Annotated in this window: 13 protein-coding genes; 12 read left to right on the top strand and 1 reads right to left on the bottom strand. The window is 63.5% G+C overall.

The genetic code is table 11. From position 1 onward, the window contains the following. The first annotated feature begins 17 nt into the window (after positions 1 to 17). The 6 genes from ACP7BV_RS13060 (at position 18) to ACP7BV_RS13085 (ending at position 10,219) form a co-directional block, all read left to right on the top strand. Positions 18 to 170 carry a rubredoxin gene (locus ACP7BV_RS13060; protein ID WP_426104318.1) on the top strand — a complete coding sequence of 51 codons (153 nt, stop codon included), beginning with the start codon at positions 18 to 20 and terminating at the stop codon, positions 168 to 170. A gap of 104 nt (positions 171 to 274) precedes the next feature. Beyond that, positions 275 to 673 carry a response regulator gene (locus tag ACP7BV_RS13065; RefSeq protein WP_426104320.1) on the top strand — a complete coding sequence of 133 codons (399 nt, stop codon included), beginning with the start codon at positions 275 to 277 and terminating at the stop codon, positions 671 to 673. Positions 674 to 687: 14 nt separating this feature from the next. Then, positions 688 to 1,056, top strand: a complete 369-nt coding sequence (locus ACP7BV_RS13070; protein WP_426104290.1) for a response regulator — start codon at positions 688 to 690, stop codon at positions 1,054 to 1,056. 4 nt (positions 1,057 to 1,060) lie between these two features. Continuing rightward, positions 1,061 to 1,597 (top strand): chemotaxis protein CheW, encoded by a 537-nt coding sequence (locus ACP7BV_RS13075; RefSeq protein ID WP_426104291.1) that lies wholly within the window; start codon positions 1,061 to 1,063, stop codon positions 1,595 to 1,597. A 48-nt stretch (positions 1,598 to 1,645) separates the two neighbouring features. Then, a complete protein-coding gene (locus tag ACP7BV_RS13080) occupies positions 1,646 to 4,036 on the top strand; it encodes a methyl-accepting chemotaxis protein (RefSeq protein ID WP_426104293.1) in 2,391 nt (796 codons plus the stop codon). 120 nt (positions 4,037 to 4,156) lie between these two features. Continuing rightward, positions 4,157 to 10,219 (top strand): Hpt domain-containing protein, encoded by a 6,063-nt coding sequence (locus ACP7BV_RS13085; protein WP_426104294.1) that lies wholly within the window; start codon positions 4,157 to 4,159, stop codon positions 10,217 to 10,219. Between the two features lie 53 nt (positions 10,220 to 10,272). Here ACP7BV_RS13085 and ACP7BV_RS13090 read toward each other — a convergent pair whose 3' ends face one another. Beyond that, positions 10,273 to 11,694, bottom strand: coding sequence for a cryptochrome/photolyase family protein (locus tag ACP7BV_RS13090; RefSeq protein ID WP_426104295.1), 1,422 nt, complete (start codon positions 11,692 to 11,694; stop codon positions 10,273 to 10,275). 181 nt (positions 11,695 to 11,875) lie between these two features. Here ACP7BV_RS13090 and ACP7BV_RS13095 point away from each other — a divergent pair, with 181 nt between their 5' ends. The 6 genes from ACP7BV_RS13095 (at position 11,876) to ACP7BV_RS13120 (ending at position 16,694) form a co-directional block, all read left to right on the top strand. Continuing rightward, complete coding sequence (locus tag ACP7BV_RS13095) at positions 11,876 to 12,538, top strand: YqgE/AlgH family protein (RefSeq protein WP_426104322.1); 663 nt, start codon at positions 11,876 to 11,878, stop codon at positions 12,536 to 12,538. Positions 12,539 to 12,546: 8 nt separating this feature from the next. Next, positions 12,547 to 12,993, top strand: coding sequence for a Holliday junction resolvase RuvX (gene ruvX, locus ACP7BV_RS13100; protein WP_426104297.1), 447 nt, complete (start codon positions 12,547 to 12,549; stop codon positions 12,991 to 12,993). Continuing rightward, positions 12,977 to 13,495 carry a bifunctional pyr operon transcriptional regulator/uracil phosphoribosyltransferase PyrR gene (gene pyrR, locus ACP7BV_RS13105; protein WP_426104299.1) on the top strand — a complete coding sequence of 173 codons (519 nt, stop codon included), beginning with the start codon at positions 12,977 to 12,979 and terminating at the stop codon, positions 13,493 to 13,495. Before ruvX ends, pyrR begins: the two co-directional genes overlap by 17 nt. Further along, positions 13,488 to 14,453, top strand: coding sequence for an aspartate carbamoyltransferase catalytic subunit (locus ACP7BV_RS13110; RefSeq protein ID WP_426104301.1), 966 nt, complete (start codon positions 13,488 to 13,490; stop codon positions 14,451 to 14,453). Before pyrR ends, ACP7BV_RS13110 begins: the two co-directional genes overlap by 8 nt. A 56-nt stretch (positions 14,454 to 14,509) precedes the next feature. After that, a complete protein-coding gene (locus tag ACP7BV_RS13115) occupies positions 14,510 to 15,826 on the top strand; it encodes a dihydroorotase (RefSeq protein WP_426104303.1) in 1,317 nt (438 codons plus the stop codon). A gap of 136 nt (positions 15,827 to 15,962) precedes the next feature. Beyond that, entirely contained in the window at positions 15,963 to 16,694 is a 732-nt protein-coding gene (locus tag ACP7BV_RS13120) for a lysophospholipid acyltransferase family protein (protein WP_426104304.1), read from the top strand. Positions 16,695 to 16,789 lie beyond the last annotated feature (95 nt).

Below are 16,789 nucleotides of genomic sequence, written 5' to 3' on the forward strand. Positions count from 1 at the left end.
CCCCATTCCAGACCTGGATGTGCCTGATCTGCGGCTGGGTCTACGAGGAAGAACACGGCTTGCCCGACGAAGGCATCGCGCCGGGAACGCGCTGGCTAGATGTGCCGATGAACTGGACCTGCCCGGAGTGCGGCGCCCGCAAGGACGATTTCGAAATGACAGTTATCTAATTGGAACGCGGCGTTTTTAATACAGAAGTTGAATGAATGCAACAGATATCGCACAAGTTGCTTGCCCTATGGTATCGTTCAGTTTCACGCCGAGTAAACTGAAAATGACAATGACGCCGCAAACCACAGTCTTGAAAATCATGGTGATCGACGACAGCAGCACGATTCGTCGCTCCGCAGAGATTTTTCTCACGCAGGCCGGCTATCAGGTTGTGCTGGCCGACGATGGCTTCGACGCTCTGGCCAAGATCAACGACCACCATCCTGCGCTGGTGTTCTGCGACATTTTGATGCCCCGCCTGGATGGTTACCAGACCTGCGCCCTGATCAAAAAGAGCGCGAAGTTTCACGCCACGCCGGTCGTGATGCTTTCCTCGAAAGACGGCTTGTTCGACCGCGCCCGCGGCGCCATGGTTGGTTCCTCGGCCTACCTTACCAAACCTTTTAGCAAAGACAGCCTGCTGGCCGCTGTGCGCGAGCACACCGCCGACGCGTCAAAATAATCCTGGAGAACCCCGTGGCCATTACAAAAATTCTTATCGTCGACGACTCTCCTACAGAGCGTTACTACCTGACCGACATCCTGGTCAAGAACGGTTTTACCGTCACCACCGCCGACAATGGCGAAGAAGCCTTCATCAAGATCAAGGCCGACAAGCCGCACCTGATCCTGATGGACGTGGTGATGCCGGGAGCGAACGGCTTCCAGGTCACGCGCGCCATCTCGAAAGACCCGGAACTGGCGGACGTGCCGATCATTATCTGCTCGTCGAAAAACCAGGAAACGGACCGCGTCTGGGGCTTGCGCCAGGGCGCGCGCGAGTACCTGGTCAAGCCGGTCGACCCTGAACTGCTGCTGGCGAAAATCGCCGCACTCAACGTCTGATCCCATGAGCGCTGCCGCCCACAGCACGCCACAGAGAGCCGTCCAGTCCGATGGGGCCGGCCGGCGTACCCGTTTGCGCCAGTACCAGGTGCAGCTGCTCGAACGCATGCAGGCGGCGCGCAACAATGCCGGCGCCCGCGTCAACCAGCTCGGCGTGCAAATGGGCCCCGAGCGCTTTCTGCTCGACCTGACGCAGGTCGGCGAAATCGTCCCGGTGCCGTCGGTGACGGTCGTCCCGCTGACCCAGAGCTGGTACCTTGGCCTGGCCAATGTGCGCGGTAACCTGATTAGCGTGATCGACCTGGCGCGCTACCAGATGGATTCAGAGACGGCGATCGGTTCCGACAGCCGCCTCATTACGTTTGCCAACGGTCTCGGTTTCAACTGCGCCCTGTTGGTCTCGCGCGTGTACGGCCTGCGCCATGCGGCCGGCATGGAGACCTCGGGCGAGCGGCTGCGCGACGCCGACGCCGTCGAATGGACGCCGCTCGACTTGGCGGCGCTGGTTGCCGAAACACGCTTTTTGCACGTCGGATTTTAAACCACGCACGCGTGGTATCCATATCTACCTTAGGGATTGGGAGCTGTAATGGGATTTGCTTGGAAGAGTTCGCTGGGGCTGGCCCCCAAGGGTGGTGACGACAATGTGGGCGTGCTGGCGGCCCCCGACACCGAATTCGGACCTGAACTGGGCTCCGGCGACGAGCCGGGCCACGAGGCGGCGCACGGGTTGGCGCACGTGCCGGCCCAGGTGCCGGCGCCGTACGATGCGCCCCCCGCGGCCTACGCGAATGGCGGCTTCGGCGACACCGTCACCGCTCCGGTTGACGAGGCGCCATCGCACTTCGGCAGCAGCGCCGTGACCCTGGACGACGACGGCGACTCCGACATCAAACTGCCCTTCATCGGCGAGCTGTCGCTGCCGCGCCAGCTGCGCATCCTGTTCATCGTCTTTGGCGTGAGCGTTTTGGTGACGGTGCTGGCGCTGTGGATGAACGCCCGCGCCAACGCCACCTCGTCCGACCAGACGCAGATTGCGTCGGACGCGCTGATGCACTCGCAGCGAATCGGTAAAGCGGCGCCTAACGCGATCCAGGGTAACCCGGAAGCGTTTGCGCAGCTTGAAGAGAGCCGCGCGATGCTCAACAGCGACTTGAACCTGCTCGAAAAGGGCGGCAAATTCGGCGGCGCCAGCGTGCCGTCGGCCCCTAACAGCATGAAGAAGATGCTGGGAGCCGCCCGCAGCAAGTGGATCAGCACCGACAACGCGGCCGGCACCATCATGAAGATGAAGCCCGAGCTGACCGGCTTTGAAAAGATCCTGCGTCAACTCGACATCCTGTCGCCGGAACTGCTGTCGATGACCGAAGAACTGCTGAACCAAAAGGTCCAGAAGGGCGCCACGCCACGCGAACTGGCCGCCATCGGCCGCATGACCATGCTGACCCAGCGCCTCTCGCGCAGCGCCAGCGAGTTCCTGACTTCGGGTGGTATTCGTCCCGAGACGGCATTCCAGCTGGGCCGCGACGCCACCACGTTCCGCACCACCATCGACGGCTTTTTGAATGGTAACGAGACGATGCAGTTAAATGCGGTACGCGATCCTGAAATGCGCGCGCTGCTAGGCGAAATCAAGAACAAGTTCGACGCCTACCACAAGCTGATCACCTCGGTGCTCGACAACCTGCCCAAGTTTACGGCCGCCAAAGGCGCCGAGCTGTCGATCTTCTACGAGAACGAAGAAGTCAAAAAGCTGCTGACCACGGTGCAGACCACTTTCCGCCAGGAGCAAGATTCGCTGGGCGGCTGGTTCCTGCTGATGGCCGCCGCAGCCCTGTTCACCGCCGCCGTCGCTTTCGCCATCGGTAAGATCATGCTGCAAGACTCACGCACCCGGGCCCGCGCTGCGGAAGGCCGGCGCCAGGAAGCTGACACCATGCGCCAGCTGGCCCAGACCAAGGAAGAAGAAGCGAAAGCAACCAACGACCAGAACCAGGCAGCTATTTTGCGCCTCATGAACGAGCTGCAGGAAGTGGCGGACGGCGACTTGACGGTGCACGCAACGGTGTCCGAAGACATCACCGGCGCGATTGCCGACTCGGTCAACTACACGGTCGAGGAATTGCGCGGCCTGGTGGAGCGCGTGACCACAACGGCCGAGCAGGTGACGTCGGCGTCCGGCAACGCACAGAACATTTCGACCGAGCTGCTGGCGGCGACCGAACAGCAGTCGCGCGAGATCCAGGATGCTTCCGAGACGGTGCTGAAGATGGCAAGCGAAATTACCGACGTGTCGAAGTCGGCCAACGAATCGGCCGAAGTGGCGCGCCAGTCCGTGGTTGCGGCGCAGCAGGGTTCGACCGCCGTGGAAAACGCGATCAAGGGTATGCACGAAATTCGCGAGCAGATCCAGGAAACCTCCAAGCGCATCAAGCGCCTGGGCGAATCGTCGCAAGAGATTGGCGAGATCACCGAGCTGATTTCCGACATTACCGAGCAGACCAACGTGCTGGCGCTGAACGCGGCAATTCAGGCGGCATCGGCCGGCGAAGCAGGACGCGGCTTCTCGGTGGTTGCGGAAGAGGTGCAGCGACTGGCGGAACGTTCGGCCGGCGCGGCAAAACAGATTGGCGCGCTGGTGCGTACCATTCAGACCGATACCCACGATGCGGTGGCCGCGATGGAAAAATCGACGCAAGGTGTGGTCGAGGGAGCCAAGCTGTCGGATGCTGCGGGCGCCGCACTGTCGGACATCTCGCGCGTGTCGAACCGTCTGGCCGAACTGATTCAGGGCATTTCGTTCGCAACGGAGCTGCAGGCAACGTCGGCCAACGGCGTGGCCCACAACATTCAGCACATTCTGTCGGTGACCGAAAGCACGCAGGACGGTACGCAGCAGACTGCAAACTCGATTCGCCAGCTCTCGCTGCTGGCGCAAGAACTGAAAAACTCGGTATCGCGATTCCGCGTAATCGCCTGACACGTCAACGACGGATCGACCAGGAGCGCCTGCCCCGCCTTGCAGGCTACGGCAGGCGCTCTTGCTTGATCTTTCATAGTTCGCCATGGCGGCCCGATTGAACTCAAGGTAAGCAAAACGATGACTGATTTTTCGCACGCGCCCCAATTTGACACTGGGCCGCTCGGCTGGGTGATGGGCGAAATCCGTGAAGCGCTGGGCAAGTCCGGCGCGGCGCTCAATGACGCCACATCCCTGAACGACGACGCCCAGGCAGACTCACTCAAGCATGCGAAAGCATACTTGCACCAGGCCCACGGGGCCTTGCAGATGGTCGACGTCGACGGCGTCGGCGTCATGACCGCCGTGGCCGAGGAAGCGCTCGACCGCTTCCGCGATGCCCTGCTGCCGTGCACGCGCGAGAACGCGCAGGTCGTCACCGCCGTCTACCAGGCAGTCATCGAATACCTCGAAGAGCTGCTCTCGGGCGCCGACCAGCAGCCGGCGCGCCTGTTCCCTTATTACCGCGACGTCCAGGAAAAACTGGGCGCGGCGCGCATTCACCCGGCCGACCTGTTTTTCCCCGACCTGTCGCTGGCCGCCGTGCTGCCGCAGCACGCAGCGCCTGCCACCCAGCCCGACTACGCAGCCTGCCGCGCGCGCTTTGAAAAGGCGCTGCTCCCATTCATCAAGAGCACCGACGCCGCCTCGCAGCAAGCCAATGCAGCGGCCATGCAGGAAGCCATCGCGCTGATCGCGGCGGCGCAAAAGGAATCGGCCGGGCGCACCTTCTGGGTCGCCATGCAAAGCTTTGCCGAACTGGTTGCCAAAGGCCAGTTGGGAAGCACGCTCTACACCAAGCAGCTGTTCGGCCTGATCAACCTGCAGATTCGCCGCCTGACCCAGGGCGAAGGCAGCCTGCCCGAAGCGATGATGCGCGACGCGCTGTTTTTCATCGCGGCCGCAGCCAAACCGTCGCTCACGGCGCAAGCCTTGCGCACGGCTTACCGCCTTGAAGGCGTCATTCCGGGCAATTACGAGACCAAACGCTATGGCCGCATCGATCCGGAAGCGCTGAAAAGCGCCAAGGAAGCCCTGGCGCGCGCCACCGTCATCTGGGACAAGCTTTCGTCGGAACTGGACGAAGCGCTGGAAGCGGAATTCCAGGAATTGCTGGCCATCGTAGCTGCCGCCGGCCAGAAGCTTGGCGCGCCGGCCTTGGCGCGCCTGCAGGCCGAACTGGTACGGGCCAACACGGACGTCAAGACAATCGGGCGCAAACCGCAATTTAACCTCGAGATGGCTACGGCCATGCTGTTCGTCGAAAATGGCCTGGACCAGATCCGCCAGTTGCCGGACGACTTCGATGCGAACGCCGACATTGTGGGCGTGCGCCTGCTGGCGCTGGCCGCCGGCCAGACGCCGCCGGACGCGCCGCAGTGGCAGGGCGACCTGTCGCGCCAGATCCAGCAGTTTCATACCGTGGCCGTGCTGGCCGCCGAAATGAAAAACGGCCTGCGCCAGGTTGAAAAGGTGCTGGACGATTACTATGCGGACAGCGCCAAGCGCGCCACGCTGAGCCAGATCGATCCGGTGCTGCACCAGCTGCAAGGCGCGGTCGCGATCCTGGACCAGGAAGACGCAATGCGCGCCGCGCTGCACGTCAAGGAAGCGGTGCGGGTATTGGCTGCGGGCGAAGGCAGCCCGGAACAGGAAGCGGCGTCGCTGCAGAACATCGCCCAGAACATCGGCGCGCTGGGCTTTTTCGTCGACATGCTGGCCAAGAATTTTGATGCGGCCAAAGAGCGTTTTGCGTTCGACCGCGAAGCAGGCATGCTGCGCGAAGTGCCGTTTGAAAAACCGTCGGGCGAAACCGCGTTCGAGCCGGAAGCGGTGATCGTGATCGAGGAACCGGTGAGCGTGAGCGTGAGCGTTATTGCGCCGGTCGACGCGCCCGTGGCGCCGGCCGAGCCGGCGGCGCAAACTCCCGCAGCTCCTGCCACAGCGGCTGCGCCAGCGATCATGGGCGCACCACCCATGCAGGTTGAAGGCGAAGTCGAAGCCGAACTGCTCGAAATTTTCATCATGGAAGCGCAGGAAGTGCTCGAGCTGGTCAGCGCCACGCTGCCGCGCCTGAAAGCGCAGCCGTCGAACCAGGAAACGATGACGGTCGTGCGGCGCGCATTCCACACCCTCAAGGGCAGCGGGCGCATGGTCGGCCTGAACAATTTCGGCGTGGGCGCGGCCCTGGTTGAAAAAGTCATGAATTTGTGGTTGTCGGAAGGGCGCGAAGCAACGCCCGACCTGCTGGCGTTGCTCGGCTGGGCAAGTGCCGACATGACCTTGTGGGTTGACGAACTGGCCGCCAGCGGCCACTCGCCGCGCAGCAGCGAAGTTCTGGTGGCCGCGGCCACCCGCATGCTCGACGGCGCGCCGTTTACGATCGAAGCGCCGGCCAAAGCGGAAATCGAGATCGTTGCCGAAGCAGTCGACCTGCCGCAGCTGATCGATCCGTTTGCAGTGCCGGTGCTTGAAGAAGTGACCGAAGCGCCGCTGCTGCTCGACGACGATCCGCAGGAAGCGCTGCTGGGCGCTGAGGTGGCTGATGAGCTGGCCCATGATCCTGTCGATGTCTCGCCCGAAGAAGAAATGGTCGCCGAACTGCCGTTCGATGCCGACCTTGAAGAGCCATTCTTCGTGGATGCGGAAGAACTGACGTTTGCCTCCGAGCCTGGCGACGTGGAAGCGGTGCACGACATCGAGGACGCGGCCGAGACGCTGCAAGCTGCCGAAGTGACCGAAGCTGCCGAAGTGACCGAAGTTGCGGATGTGATCGCAGCTGCCGAGGTGACCGAAGTTGCCGATGCCGTTGAAGAAGCGTCGGTCGAGCCGGCCGTCGAGGAGCCTGTCAGCTTCGCCATTCCAGGCACCGGCAACGTGATCGAGTTTCCCGGCATGGTGCGTCCGACGCCGCCGGTGGACGACAACACGAAGCGCATCGGCACGCTTGAAATTCCGCTGCCGCTGTATAATATCTACCTGGCCGAGACCGACGAAATCGTCCGCCTGCTGACCCAAGATTTCAGCGAGTGGCGCCACGAGCCGCATCGCCTGGTGACGCCGCAGGCACTGAAGGCGGCCCATACCCTGGGTGGCACCTCGGCCACCGTCGGTTTCGCGGCCCTGTGCGAGATTGCGCATGCGCTTGAAATGGCGCTCGACACACCGGCGCCGGTGCTCGACGCGTCCGAGCGCGATTTGCTCGACGAGACCGTCGACTGCGCGCGTGAGATGCTGCAAGGCTTTGCGCTGGGTGAAATCGCCGAGCCCAATCCGGGCCTGGTGGCGCGCCTGAACAAGCTGCGCGAGCGCCTGGTCGAGCAAGAGTCGGCCGTCTACGTCGGCGCCGAAAGTTCCGAAGTGAGCGTTGCCGACGAGCCGGAAGGGATGGATACGCTGTTCGCCGAGACGCTCGAGAGCGTGACCGCCGAACCGGCCGAGCACGTCCCTGACATCGAAGAAGTGCTCGCCGCCGAAGAAGTCCTCGCCGCCGAGGAAGTTCTGGAAGAAGCTTTGGCCGCCGATCAAGTGCCCGATTTCGAGGAAATCGTCGCCCAGGCAACGCCGGCGGACGAACAGTCCGATCCGCCGATCGAAGCGTACGACCTGTTGGACGAGCCGTTCGACGACGCTGAACTGGATCTGGCGTCGCCGTCTTCCGGCACGGTGGTCCCGGCCCCGGTCATCGAGTACACCGAACTGCCTGAACCCGTGATGGCAATGGACGAGGAGGATGACGAGGCTGAACTGGTGCCGGAGCTGATCTCCGAGCCGGAGCCGATCGCCACGCCTGAACGCATTGCGGCGCCCCAGCTGATCTCCGAGCCCGAGCTGCTGGCCGCTGAAGTGCTGGCGACCGAAACGGCGATCAGCGACACGGCCGTGCAGAACGCCGTGGCCGAAGTGCCGCTTGGCGACGACCTCGATGCCGACTTGCTGCCGGTGTTCCTGGAGGAGGCGACCGACTTGCTCCCGGAACTGGGCGAAGGCTTGCGCAAGTGGCAGCAGCAGCCGGGCGACACCACGCCGGCCAAGGGCCTGCTGCGCATCCTGCATACCGTCAAGGGCAGCGCGCGGATGGCGGGCGCCATGCGCCTCGGTCAGCACACGCACGAAATCGAAACCCAGATCGAGAACATGGTCCACGCCGGCACATCGACGCCGGCCGCGTTCGACGAACTGATGGCCAACTACGACCACGCGCTGCTGCTGTTTGAACAGCTGCAAAACCCGCAGCCGGTCGCAGTTCCCGGCGCTTCTCCCGTGGCCGGCGCCGCGCCGCTGGTTGCCGACGAGGCGGTCGCCGCCCAAGCGCGCACGCCGCTGGTGCGGGTGCGCGCGGACATTCTGGACCGGCTGGTCAACCAGGCCGGCGAAGTGTCGATCACGCGTTCGAAACTGGAAAACCAGGTGTCCACGCTCAAGTCGTCGCTGTCGGACTTTTCGGAAAATCTGGCCCGCCTGCGGCGCCAGTTGCGCGAAGTCGAGATGCAGGCCGAGTCGCAGATCTCGTCGCGCATGTCGATTTCGAGCGAACGCGAATTCGATCCGCTCGAGTTCGACCGCTTTACCCGCCTGCAGGAATTGACGCGGATGATGGCCGAGAGCGTGAACGACGTTGCGTCGTTCCACGAAAGCTTGACGCGCACGGTCGATTCGGCAACCGACGACTTGACGGTGCAGTCGCGCCTGACGCGCGACTTGCAGCGTGACCTGATGCGGGTGCGGATGGTGCCGTTTTCCAGCCTGTCCGAGCGCTTGTTCAAGGTGGCGCGCCAAACCGCCAAAGAGATCGACAAGCGGGTCAACCTGGATATTCGCGGCGGCGGCGTGGAGATCGACCGCAGCGTTCTGGAGCAGATGGCGGGACCATTCGAGCACTTGCTGCGCAACTCGATCGTGCACGGCATCGAGTCGCGCGACAAGCGTAACGCCAACGGCAAGACCGACATCGGCGAATTGCTGGTGCAGGTCAGCCAGCAGGGTAACGAGGTGGTCATCCAGTTCAACGACGATGGCGCCGGACTTGACCTGGACCGGATCCGCGAGAAGGCACGCGAGAACGGCTTGGTTGCCAAGGATGCGGTGGTGAGCGACGCGGAAGCTGCCGACCTGATTTTTGAGCCGGGCTTTTCGACTGCGGACTCGCTGACCGCTCTGGCGGGACGCGGCGTGGGCATGGACATTGTCCGTTCCGAGGCGGCCGCCCTGGGTGGGCGCGTGTCGATCGTCACCGAAAAAGGCAAGGGCGCGCGCTTTACGATCAACCTGCCGCTCACGCTGTCGGTCACGCAGGTGGTGCTGACCAACAGCGGCGCCAAGACTTACGCGGTGCCGTCGATTCTGGTCGAGCAGGTGCTGCAGATTAAGGAAGCGCCATTGAACGCGGCGCGCGAGGCGGGCTTCATCGAATTCCAGGGCCAGAAAGTGGCGCTGCATTTCCTGCCCACGCTGCTCGGGGACGGCGACGCGCATCCGATGGTGCAGCGTTCCTGCCCTGTTCTGGTGCTCAAGCACGGCAGCGACAGGCTGGCGATCCAGGTCGATAATATCGAAGGCAACCGCGAGGTCGTTATTAAAAACATCGGCCCGCAGCTCTCGCGCATGATCGGCATTGCCGGCGCCACGGTGCTCGGTTCGGGCGAGATCGTCCTGATTTTGAATCCTGTGGCGCTGTCGCACCACATCGATTTGCATCCGCAGTTAAAGCCTGCCGCCGCGATCGCCGCAGCTGCCGCGGCGCCCGAGTCCAGGGCGCGCGACTTTGTGGTGATGGTGGTCGACGATTCGCTCACGGTGCGCAAGGTTACCCAGCGGCTGCTCGAGCGCGAAGGCTACCAGGTGATGCTGGCCAAGGATGGCGTCGACGCCCTGGAACACCTGCAGGAAACCGTGCCCGACCTGATGCTGGTCGATATCGAAATGCCGCGCATGGATGGTTTCGACCTGACGCGCAATATCCGCGGCAACGACAGCACGGCCGGCGTGCCGATCATCATGATCACTTCGCGCACCGCCGACAAGCACAGGAACTATGCGCTGGACCTGGGTGTGAATGCGTATTTCGGCAAGCCGTTCCAGGAAGACATGCTGCTGGCCGCCATTGCTGGTTTGCTCAAGCGGGAGATGCCGGTTACCCAGTAATCGAAGTCGCCTGCAAATAAAAACGCCCCATTGAAACGGGGCGTTTTTTTCATTCAAGCTGCCTGGATTTTCACCACGGCGTAGCGCTCCAGGGTCTTCTTGCGCGCCTCATCGTGCTGCACGATCGGTCCCGGATAATTGGCCGCGCCCCCGGACAGCCATGGCGCATGAATCTCCTTGTCCGACAGCTTTGCCAGTTGCGGCAAATAGCGCCGGATGAACTTGCCCTTCGCATCGAACTTCTCGGACTGCGTAATCGGATTGAAAATCCTGAAGTAGGGCTGCGCATCGCACCCGGTCGACGCGGCCCACTGCCAGCCGCCATTGTTCGACGACAGATCATAGTCATTTAACAGCAGCGCAAAATAGCGCTCGCCCCAGCGCCAGTCGACCCCCAAATCCTTGATCAGGAAGCATGCGGTCACCATGCGCAGGCGGTTATGCATGTAGCCGGTCTGGTTCAGCTGCAGCATCGCCGCGTCCACCAGCGGATAGCCGGTGCGCCCTTCGCACCACGCGGCAAACAGTTCCTGCGCTTCGGGTCCGGCCTCCCATTCGATGGCGTCGTAGGCCGGCTTGAACGCGCGCTCGGTCACGCGCGGATGATGGAACAGGATCATCGCGTAAAACTCGCGCCAGATCAGCTCCGAGAGCCACACCGGCGCGCCTTCGCCGCCGGCGCCGTTGGCGATGATGCCGTTCACGGTGCGTACCAGGTGCCGGATCGACAGCGTGCCAAAGCGCAGGTGTACCGACAGGTAGGACGGTCCCTTGACGGCCGGGTAGTTGCGCGCTTCGCCGTAGTCGGCAATGCGGCCGATGAAGTCCTCGAACAAGGCCGCCGCGCCTGACATGCCCGCAGCGATTGGCAAGTTGGCCGGCTCGAAGCCGATGTCGGCCAGCGTCAGCAGGCGATGGTCGGCCGGGGCGGGCGCAAAATGCGCCGCGTGCGCCTCGATCTCGTACCCGTCCAGGCAGGACGGCTCGGCCAGCATGCGCTTGAGCCAGGCGTTCTTGTAGGGCGTAAAGACCGAAAAGGTTTGCGCGGCCAGCGTCAATACTTCGCTTTTTTCAAAAATCACCTGGTCCTTGAAGGTGAACAGGCTGCGACCGTCCGCTTCGAGCACTTCGGCCACGGCCGCATCGCGGTCGATTGCCTGCGGTTCGTAGTCGTGATTGGCGAACACGGCGTCAACACCCAGTTCGGCCGCCAGCTGCGTGATGCCGGCCACGGCGCCGGCGTGGCGCACCAGCAGGTGGCCGCCCATCTGGCGCAGCTCGGCATCGAGTTCGGCCAGGCTGGCATGGATGAATTCGACGCGGCGGTCCGCGCGCGGCAAGACTTCCAGAATATCGGTGTCGTAGATAAAGACACAGTAGACGGCTTGCGAGGACGTCAGCGCATGGTGCAAAGCGGCATGATCGAAGGCGCGCAGGTCGCGCCGGAACCAGACGAGAGATTTGGTAAAAGTCATTATTGTGTTGAGAGTCAATATTAAGGTGCTATTTATCGTTTACCATCGCGTAAGCTGCGCCCCGGAAAGGTGCGTTCGATGGTCGCCGGCGCATTTCAGTGTAAACTGCTGAAAAACTGGCGCGCGGCGCGATGATGGTAGCAGCAAACCCTCAAAGATCGAGGAAGAGAGAGTGATGCGTATGAAGAAAAGCAAAATCGATAAGACTTCGGCCATGCCAGGCATGTCGCCCGAGGCAACCGGCCGGTTCGAGGAAGGATTTGCTTCGTCGTCGGGCTCTACGCTCAATCTGGAAAACCATTTCCTGATCGCGATGCCATCGATGGAAGACCCGGTCTTCGGCGGCGCCGTCGTGTATATCTGCGAGCATAACGACAAGGGCGTGCTGGGGGTGATCATCAACAAGCCGACCGACATGACCATGGAAATCCTGTTCGAACGGATCGACCTGGCCATTTCGTCCGGTTTGCACAGCAACGTCGTCAATGAGCCGATCATGTTCGGCGGCCCGGTCCAGGACGACCGCGGCTTCGTGCTGCATACGCCCGGCACCCCCTATTCGTCGTCGCTCACCGTGACCAGCGAGGTTGCCTTCACCACCTCGATCGACGTGCTAGAAGCCGTCGCCAACGGCAGCGGTCCACAGCGCCTGCTGGTATCGATCGGCTATGCCGGCTGGAGCCCGGGCCAGCTCGAAGACGAAATCGGCCGCAACGGCTGGCTCACCGTGGGCGCCGACCCCCATGTGCTGTTCGACCTGCCGATCGAAGAGCGCTACAACGCCGCCATCAAACTGCTGGGCATCGACCCCATGATGCTCGCCTCCGAAGCCGGCCATGCATAGTGGGCAGCATGGGAGCTGACCCGGTGGCTGACCTGCTGGCCGAGCTGACCGTGCAACCCGCGGTAGAACTGGTTTTCGGTTTCGACTTCGGCATCAAGCGCATCGGCATCGCCATGGGCAATACCCTGACCGGGCAGGCGCAGCCGCTGGCCGTGGTCAAGGCCATCGACAATGCGGCCCGTTTCAAGCAGATTGGCGAGCTGATCGCCGAGTGGCGACCGGCGCGCCTGGTGGTCGGCGAACCGCTGCACCCCGACGGCGCCGAACACGAGATGACGCTGCGCTGCCGCCGCTTCGCCAACCAGCTGCATGGCCGCTTCAACCTGCCGGTCACGCTGGTCGACGAGCGCTACTCGTCCGCAGTCATCCAGACCAAGCGCGGCGAGATCATCGACGCGAAAGCGGCCGCAATCATTTTGCAACAATACTTTGACGATCATGCCAACATCAACTAAGGATTTCGACGCCGAAGCGCTTTACCTGGTCCTGCGCGACCAGGTCAAGGCCGGCCTGTCCGGCGTCGCCGACGCCGCCATCGTGGGCATCCATTCGGGCGGCGCGTGGCTGGCCGAAAGGCTGGCGGCGGACCTGGGCCTGCAGCAGCGCCTGGGCTTCATCGACGTCTCGTTCTACCGCGACGACTATGCCAAAAAAGGCTTGCACCCGGACGTCAAGCCGACCCATATCCCGTTCAACGTGGACGGCGCCACCGTCGTGCTGGTCGACGACGTGCTCTACACCGGGCGCACCACGCGCGCGGCCATCAACGTGCTGTTCGACTATGGCCGCCCGGCGTGCATCCGGCTCGCGGCCCTGGCCGACCGCGGCGGGCGCGAGCTGCCGGTGGCGGCCGACTTCGTCGCCACCACCGTCGCACTCGGCGCGCAGCAGTCGCTGGCGCTGGCGCGCGCCGAGGACGGACAATTTACGCTAACGATAGAAAAAGACCATGCTTAACCCGCAATTGAATAAAAATGGCGAACTGCAGCACCTGCTCTCGATCGAGGGCCTGCCCAAGTCGATCGTCAATCACATTCTCGACACGGCGTCGAGCTTTGTCGGCATCTCGGACCGCGAAGTAAAAAAGGTGCCGCTCATGCGCGGCAAGAGCGTCTTCAACCTGTTCTTTGAAAACTCCACCCGCACCCGCACCACCTTCGAGATCGCCTCCAAGCGCCTCTCGGCCGACGTCATCAACCTGAACATCCAGGCCTCGTCGGCCAGCAAGGGCGAGTCGCTGCTCGACACCATCGACAACCTGTCGGCCATGCATGCCGACATGTTCGTGGTGCGCCACGCGCAGTCGGGCGCGCCCTACCTGATCGCCAGGCACTTGATCGACACCAAACAGTCGCATGTCCACGTGGTCAACGCCGGCGACGGGCGCCATGCGCACCCGACCCAGGGCCTGCTCGACATGTACACCATCCGCCACTACAAAAAGGACTTCACCAACCTGACGGTGGCCATTGTCGGCGACATCCTGCACAGCCGCGTGGCGCGCTCGGACATTCATGCCTTGACCACGCTGGGCGTGCCCGAAGTGCGCGCCATCGGCCCGCACACGCTGCTGCCGGGCGGCCTGGAACAGATGGGCGTGCGGGTGTTTACCAACATGGACGAAGGCTTGAAGGGCGTCGACGTGATCATCATGCTGCGCCTGCAAAACGAGCGCATGAGCGGCGCGCTGCTGCCGTCGGCGCAGGAATACTTCAAGAGCTATGGTCTCACGCCCGAGCGCCTGGCGCTGGCCAAACCGGACGCCATCGTCATGCATCCGGGGCCGATGAACCGCGGCGTGGAAATCGATTCGGCGGTGGCCGATGGTGCGCAGGCGGTGATTTTGCCGCAGGTGACGTTTGGTATCGCGGTCCGCATGGCGGTGATGAGTATTCTGGCAGGCACGCAGGGATGAAGGCAGGGATGAACGCAGCAATGGACGCATCAATGAACGCAGCAATGAACGCAGCAATGAACGCAGTTAATAACATTCATATCGCAAACGGGCGCCTGATCGACCCGGCCAACGGCATCGACAAGGTGCAAGATCTTTATATCGTCGACGGCAAGGTCGCGTCAGTGGGCAGCGCCCCGCCAGGTTTTGGCGCCGGCATCACCATCGACGCCGCCGGCCTGGTGGTCGCGCCCGGCCTGGTCGACCTGTCGGCGCGCCTGCGCGAGCCGGGCTACGAATACAAGGCCACGCTCAAGTCCGAGATGCAGGCGGCGATGCAGGGTGGCGTGACCACGCTGGTCTGCCCGCCCGACACCGACCCCGTGCTCGACGAACCGGGCTTGGTAGAAATGCTCAAGTACCGCGCCGGCAAGCTGCTGCAGGCGCGCGTGCATCCGTTGGGCGCGCTCACCACGGGCCTGAAGGGCCAGTCGCTCACCGAGATGGCCGAGCTGACCGAAGCGGGCTGCATCGGTTTTTCGCAAGCCGAAGTGCCGATAGCAGACACCAACGTGCTGCTGCGCGCGCTGCAGTATGCCAACACCTTCGGCTTTACGGTCTGGGTGCGCCCGCAGGATGCGCACATCGGGCGCGGCGGCATCGCCCACGCCGGGCCGCTCGCTTCGCGCCTTGGCCTGTCGGGCGTGCCCGTCATGTCCGAGACGATCGCGCTCCATACGCTGTTCGAACTGGTACGCGCCAGCGGGGCGCGCGTGCACATCTGCCGCATGTCGTCCGCGGCAGGGCTTGACCTGGTGCGCGCGGCCAAGAAGGAAGGACTGCCCGTCACCTGCGACGTTGGCGCCCACCACGTGCACATGACGGACGCCGACATCGGTTTTTTCGACTCCAACGCGCGCGTCACGCCGCCGTTTCGCAGCCAGCGCGACCGCGACGCCATCCGCGCCGCGCTGTACGACGGCACGCTCGACGCCATCTGCTCCGACCATACTCCGGTCGACGACGATGAAAAGCTGCTGCCGTTCGGCGAAGCATCCCCGGGGGCCACCGGCCTTGAATTACTGCTGTCGCTGGCGCTCAAGTGGGCCGACGATTACGCCGCCGGCCAGCATGGTGCGCCCGGTTCGGCCTCGCCGCTGTCGCGCGCGCTGGCCAAGGTCACTTCGGACGCGGCGCGCGTGGCGGGCTTGCCGGCGGGGTCGCTGTCGGTGGGAGCCAACGCCGATGTGGTGGTGTTCGATCCGCAGGCGCGCTGGACGGTGGAGGCGTCGGCGCTGGCCAGCCAGGGCAAGCACACGCCGTTCCTCGGCTACGAACTGGCCGGGCAAGTCTCCACCACGATCGTGGGCGGGCGGGTAGCGTTCCAGCGATAGCAATGCCGGTGTCGGGGGGCGTTTCACGATACCCTTGGGCGCGGCTCGCGCACCTTTCGGGAATGCGAGCCGCGCCTGCCGTTGCGGACGGTAAAATCCAGCGCTATCTTGCATCACCGTTTCGACCAGGTCATATTTGAAGATCAAGCTCGCCTTTCGCCTCGCCCGTGTGTTCCTGCATTTGTTTGTCGGGGTGGCTTCCTGTGCGCTGTATTTTCCGTGGGCGGGCAAGGCGCGCCGCAACCGCTACGTGCAGCGCTGGTCGCGCGTGCTGCTGGCCATTTGCGGGGTGAGCGTGCAGCAGACCGCCGGCGCGCCCGCGCTGGAACACGCCATGATCGTTGCCAATCACGTCTCGTGGCTCGATATCTTCGTCATCAATGCGCTGCATCCGTGCCACTTCGTGGCCAAGTCGGAAATTCGCGCCTGGCCCCTGCTTGGCTACCTGGCTGCCAAGGGTGGCACGGTGTTTCTCGCGCGCGGCAACCGGCGCGAGCTGCGCGATACCTTCAAGGGCATGGTCGCGGCATTGCAGGCCGGCGAGCGGGTCGCGTTTTTCCCGGAAGGGACCACCGCCGCGCAGGGAACCGTGCTGCCGTTTCACGCCAACCTGTTCGAGGCGGCGGTCGACGCCGGCGCTATAGTGCAGCCGTACGCCCTGCGCTATGTGGACGCCAGCGGCGCGCTGCATCCGTCGATCGAGTTCACGGGCGAGACCACGTTCGCGCAAAGCATGATGGCGGTGCTGGCCGGTGGGCGCATCCAGGCGCGCCTGACTTGCCTGGCGCCGCTGCCGGCCGCGAACGCGCACCGGCGCGAGCTGGCCAAGGCCGCCCACGACGCCGTTGACGCCGCGCTCGCGGCCTAGCAGCCTGTCGGACTTAACGGAGGCGGCCGAAAAATCCACCTGACCGGTCCATATTTCACCGCTTTTTTGGTCAATAGAACCACTATTGACCTTCA

Origin of the sequence: Massilia sp. TSP1-1-2, from assembly GCF_049896185.1 — a bacterium.
Classification (GTDB): domain Bacteria; phylum Pseudomonadota; class Gammaproteobacteria; order Burkholderiales; family Burkholderiaceae_D; genus Telluria_A.

Bases quoted from the DNA above. Each gene is read 5' to 3' on its own strand.
- ruvX (WP_426104297.1), top strand. From the start codon at position 12,547: ATGGGAGCTGACCCGGTGGCTGACCTGCTGGCCGAGCTGACCGTGCAA.
- ACP7BV_RS13065 (WP_426104320.1), top strand. From the start codon at position 275: ATGACAATGACGCCGCAAACCACAGTCTTGAAAATCATGGTGATCGAC.
- ACP7BV_RS13090 (WP_426104295.1), bottom strand. From the start codon at position 11,694: ATGACTTTTACCAAATCTCTCGTCTGGTTCCGGCGCGACCTGCGCGCC.
- ACP7BV_RS13095 (WP_426104322.1), top strand. From the start codon at position 11,876: ATGAAGAAAAGCAAAATCGATAAGACTTCGGCCATGCCAGGCATGTCG.
- ACP7BV_RS13115 (WP_426104303.1), top strand. From the start codon at position 14,510: ATGAACGCAGTTAATAACATTCATATCGCAAACGGGCGCCTGATCGAC.
- ACP7BV_RS13110 (WP_426104301.1), top strand. From the start codon at position 13,488: ATGCTTAACCCGCAATTGAATAAAAATGGCGAACTGCAGCACCTGCTC.
- pyrR (WP_426104299.1), top strand. From the start codon at position 12,977: ATGCCAACATCAACTAAGGATTTCGACGCCGAAGCGCTTTACCTGGTC.
- ACP7BV_RS13085 (WP_426104294.1), top strand. From the start codon at position 4,157: ATGACTGATTTTTCGCACGCGCCCCAATTTGACACTGGGCCGCTCGGC.
- ACP7BV_RS13060 (WP_426104318.1), top strand. From the start codon at position 18: ATGTGCCTGATCTGCGGCTGGGTCTACGAGGAAGAACACGGCTTGCCC.
- ACP7BV_RS13080 (WP_426104293.1), top strand. From the start codon at position 1,646: ATGGGATTTGCTTGGAAGAGTTCGCTGGGGCTGGCCCCCAAGGGTGGT.
- ACP7BV_RS13075 (WP_426104291.1), top strand. From the start codon at position 1,061: ATGAGCGCTGCCGCCCACAGCACGCCACAGAGAGCCGTCCAGTCCGAT.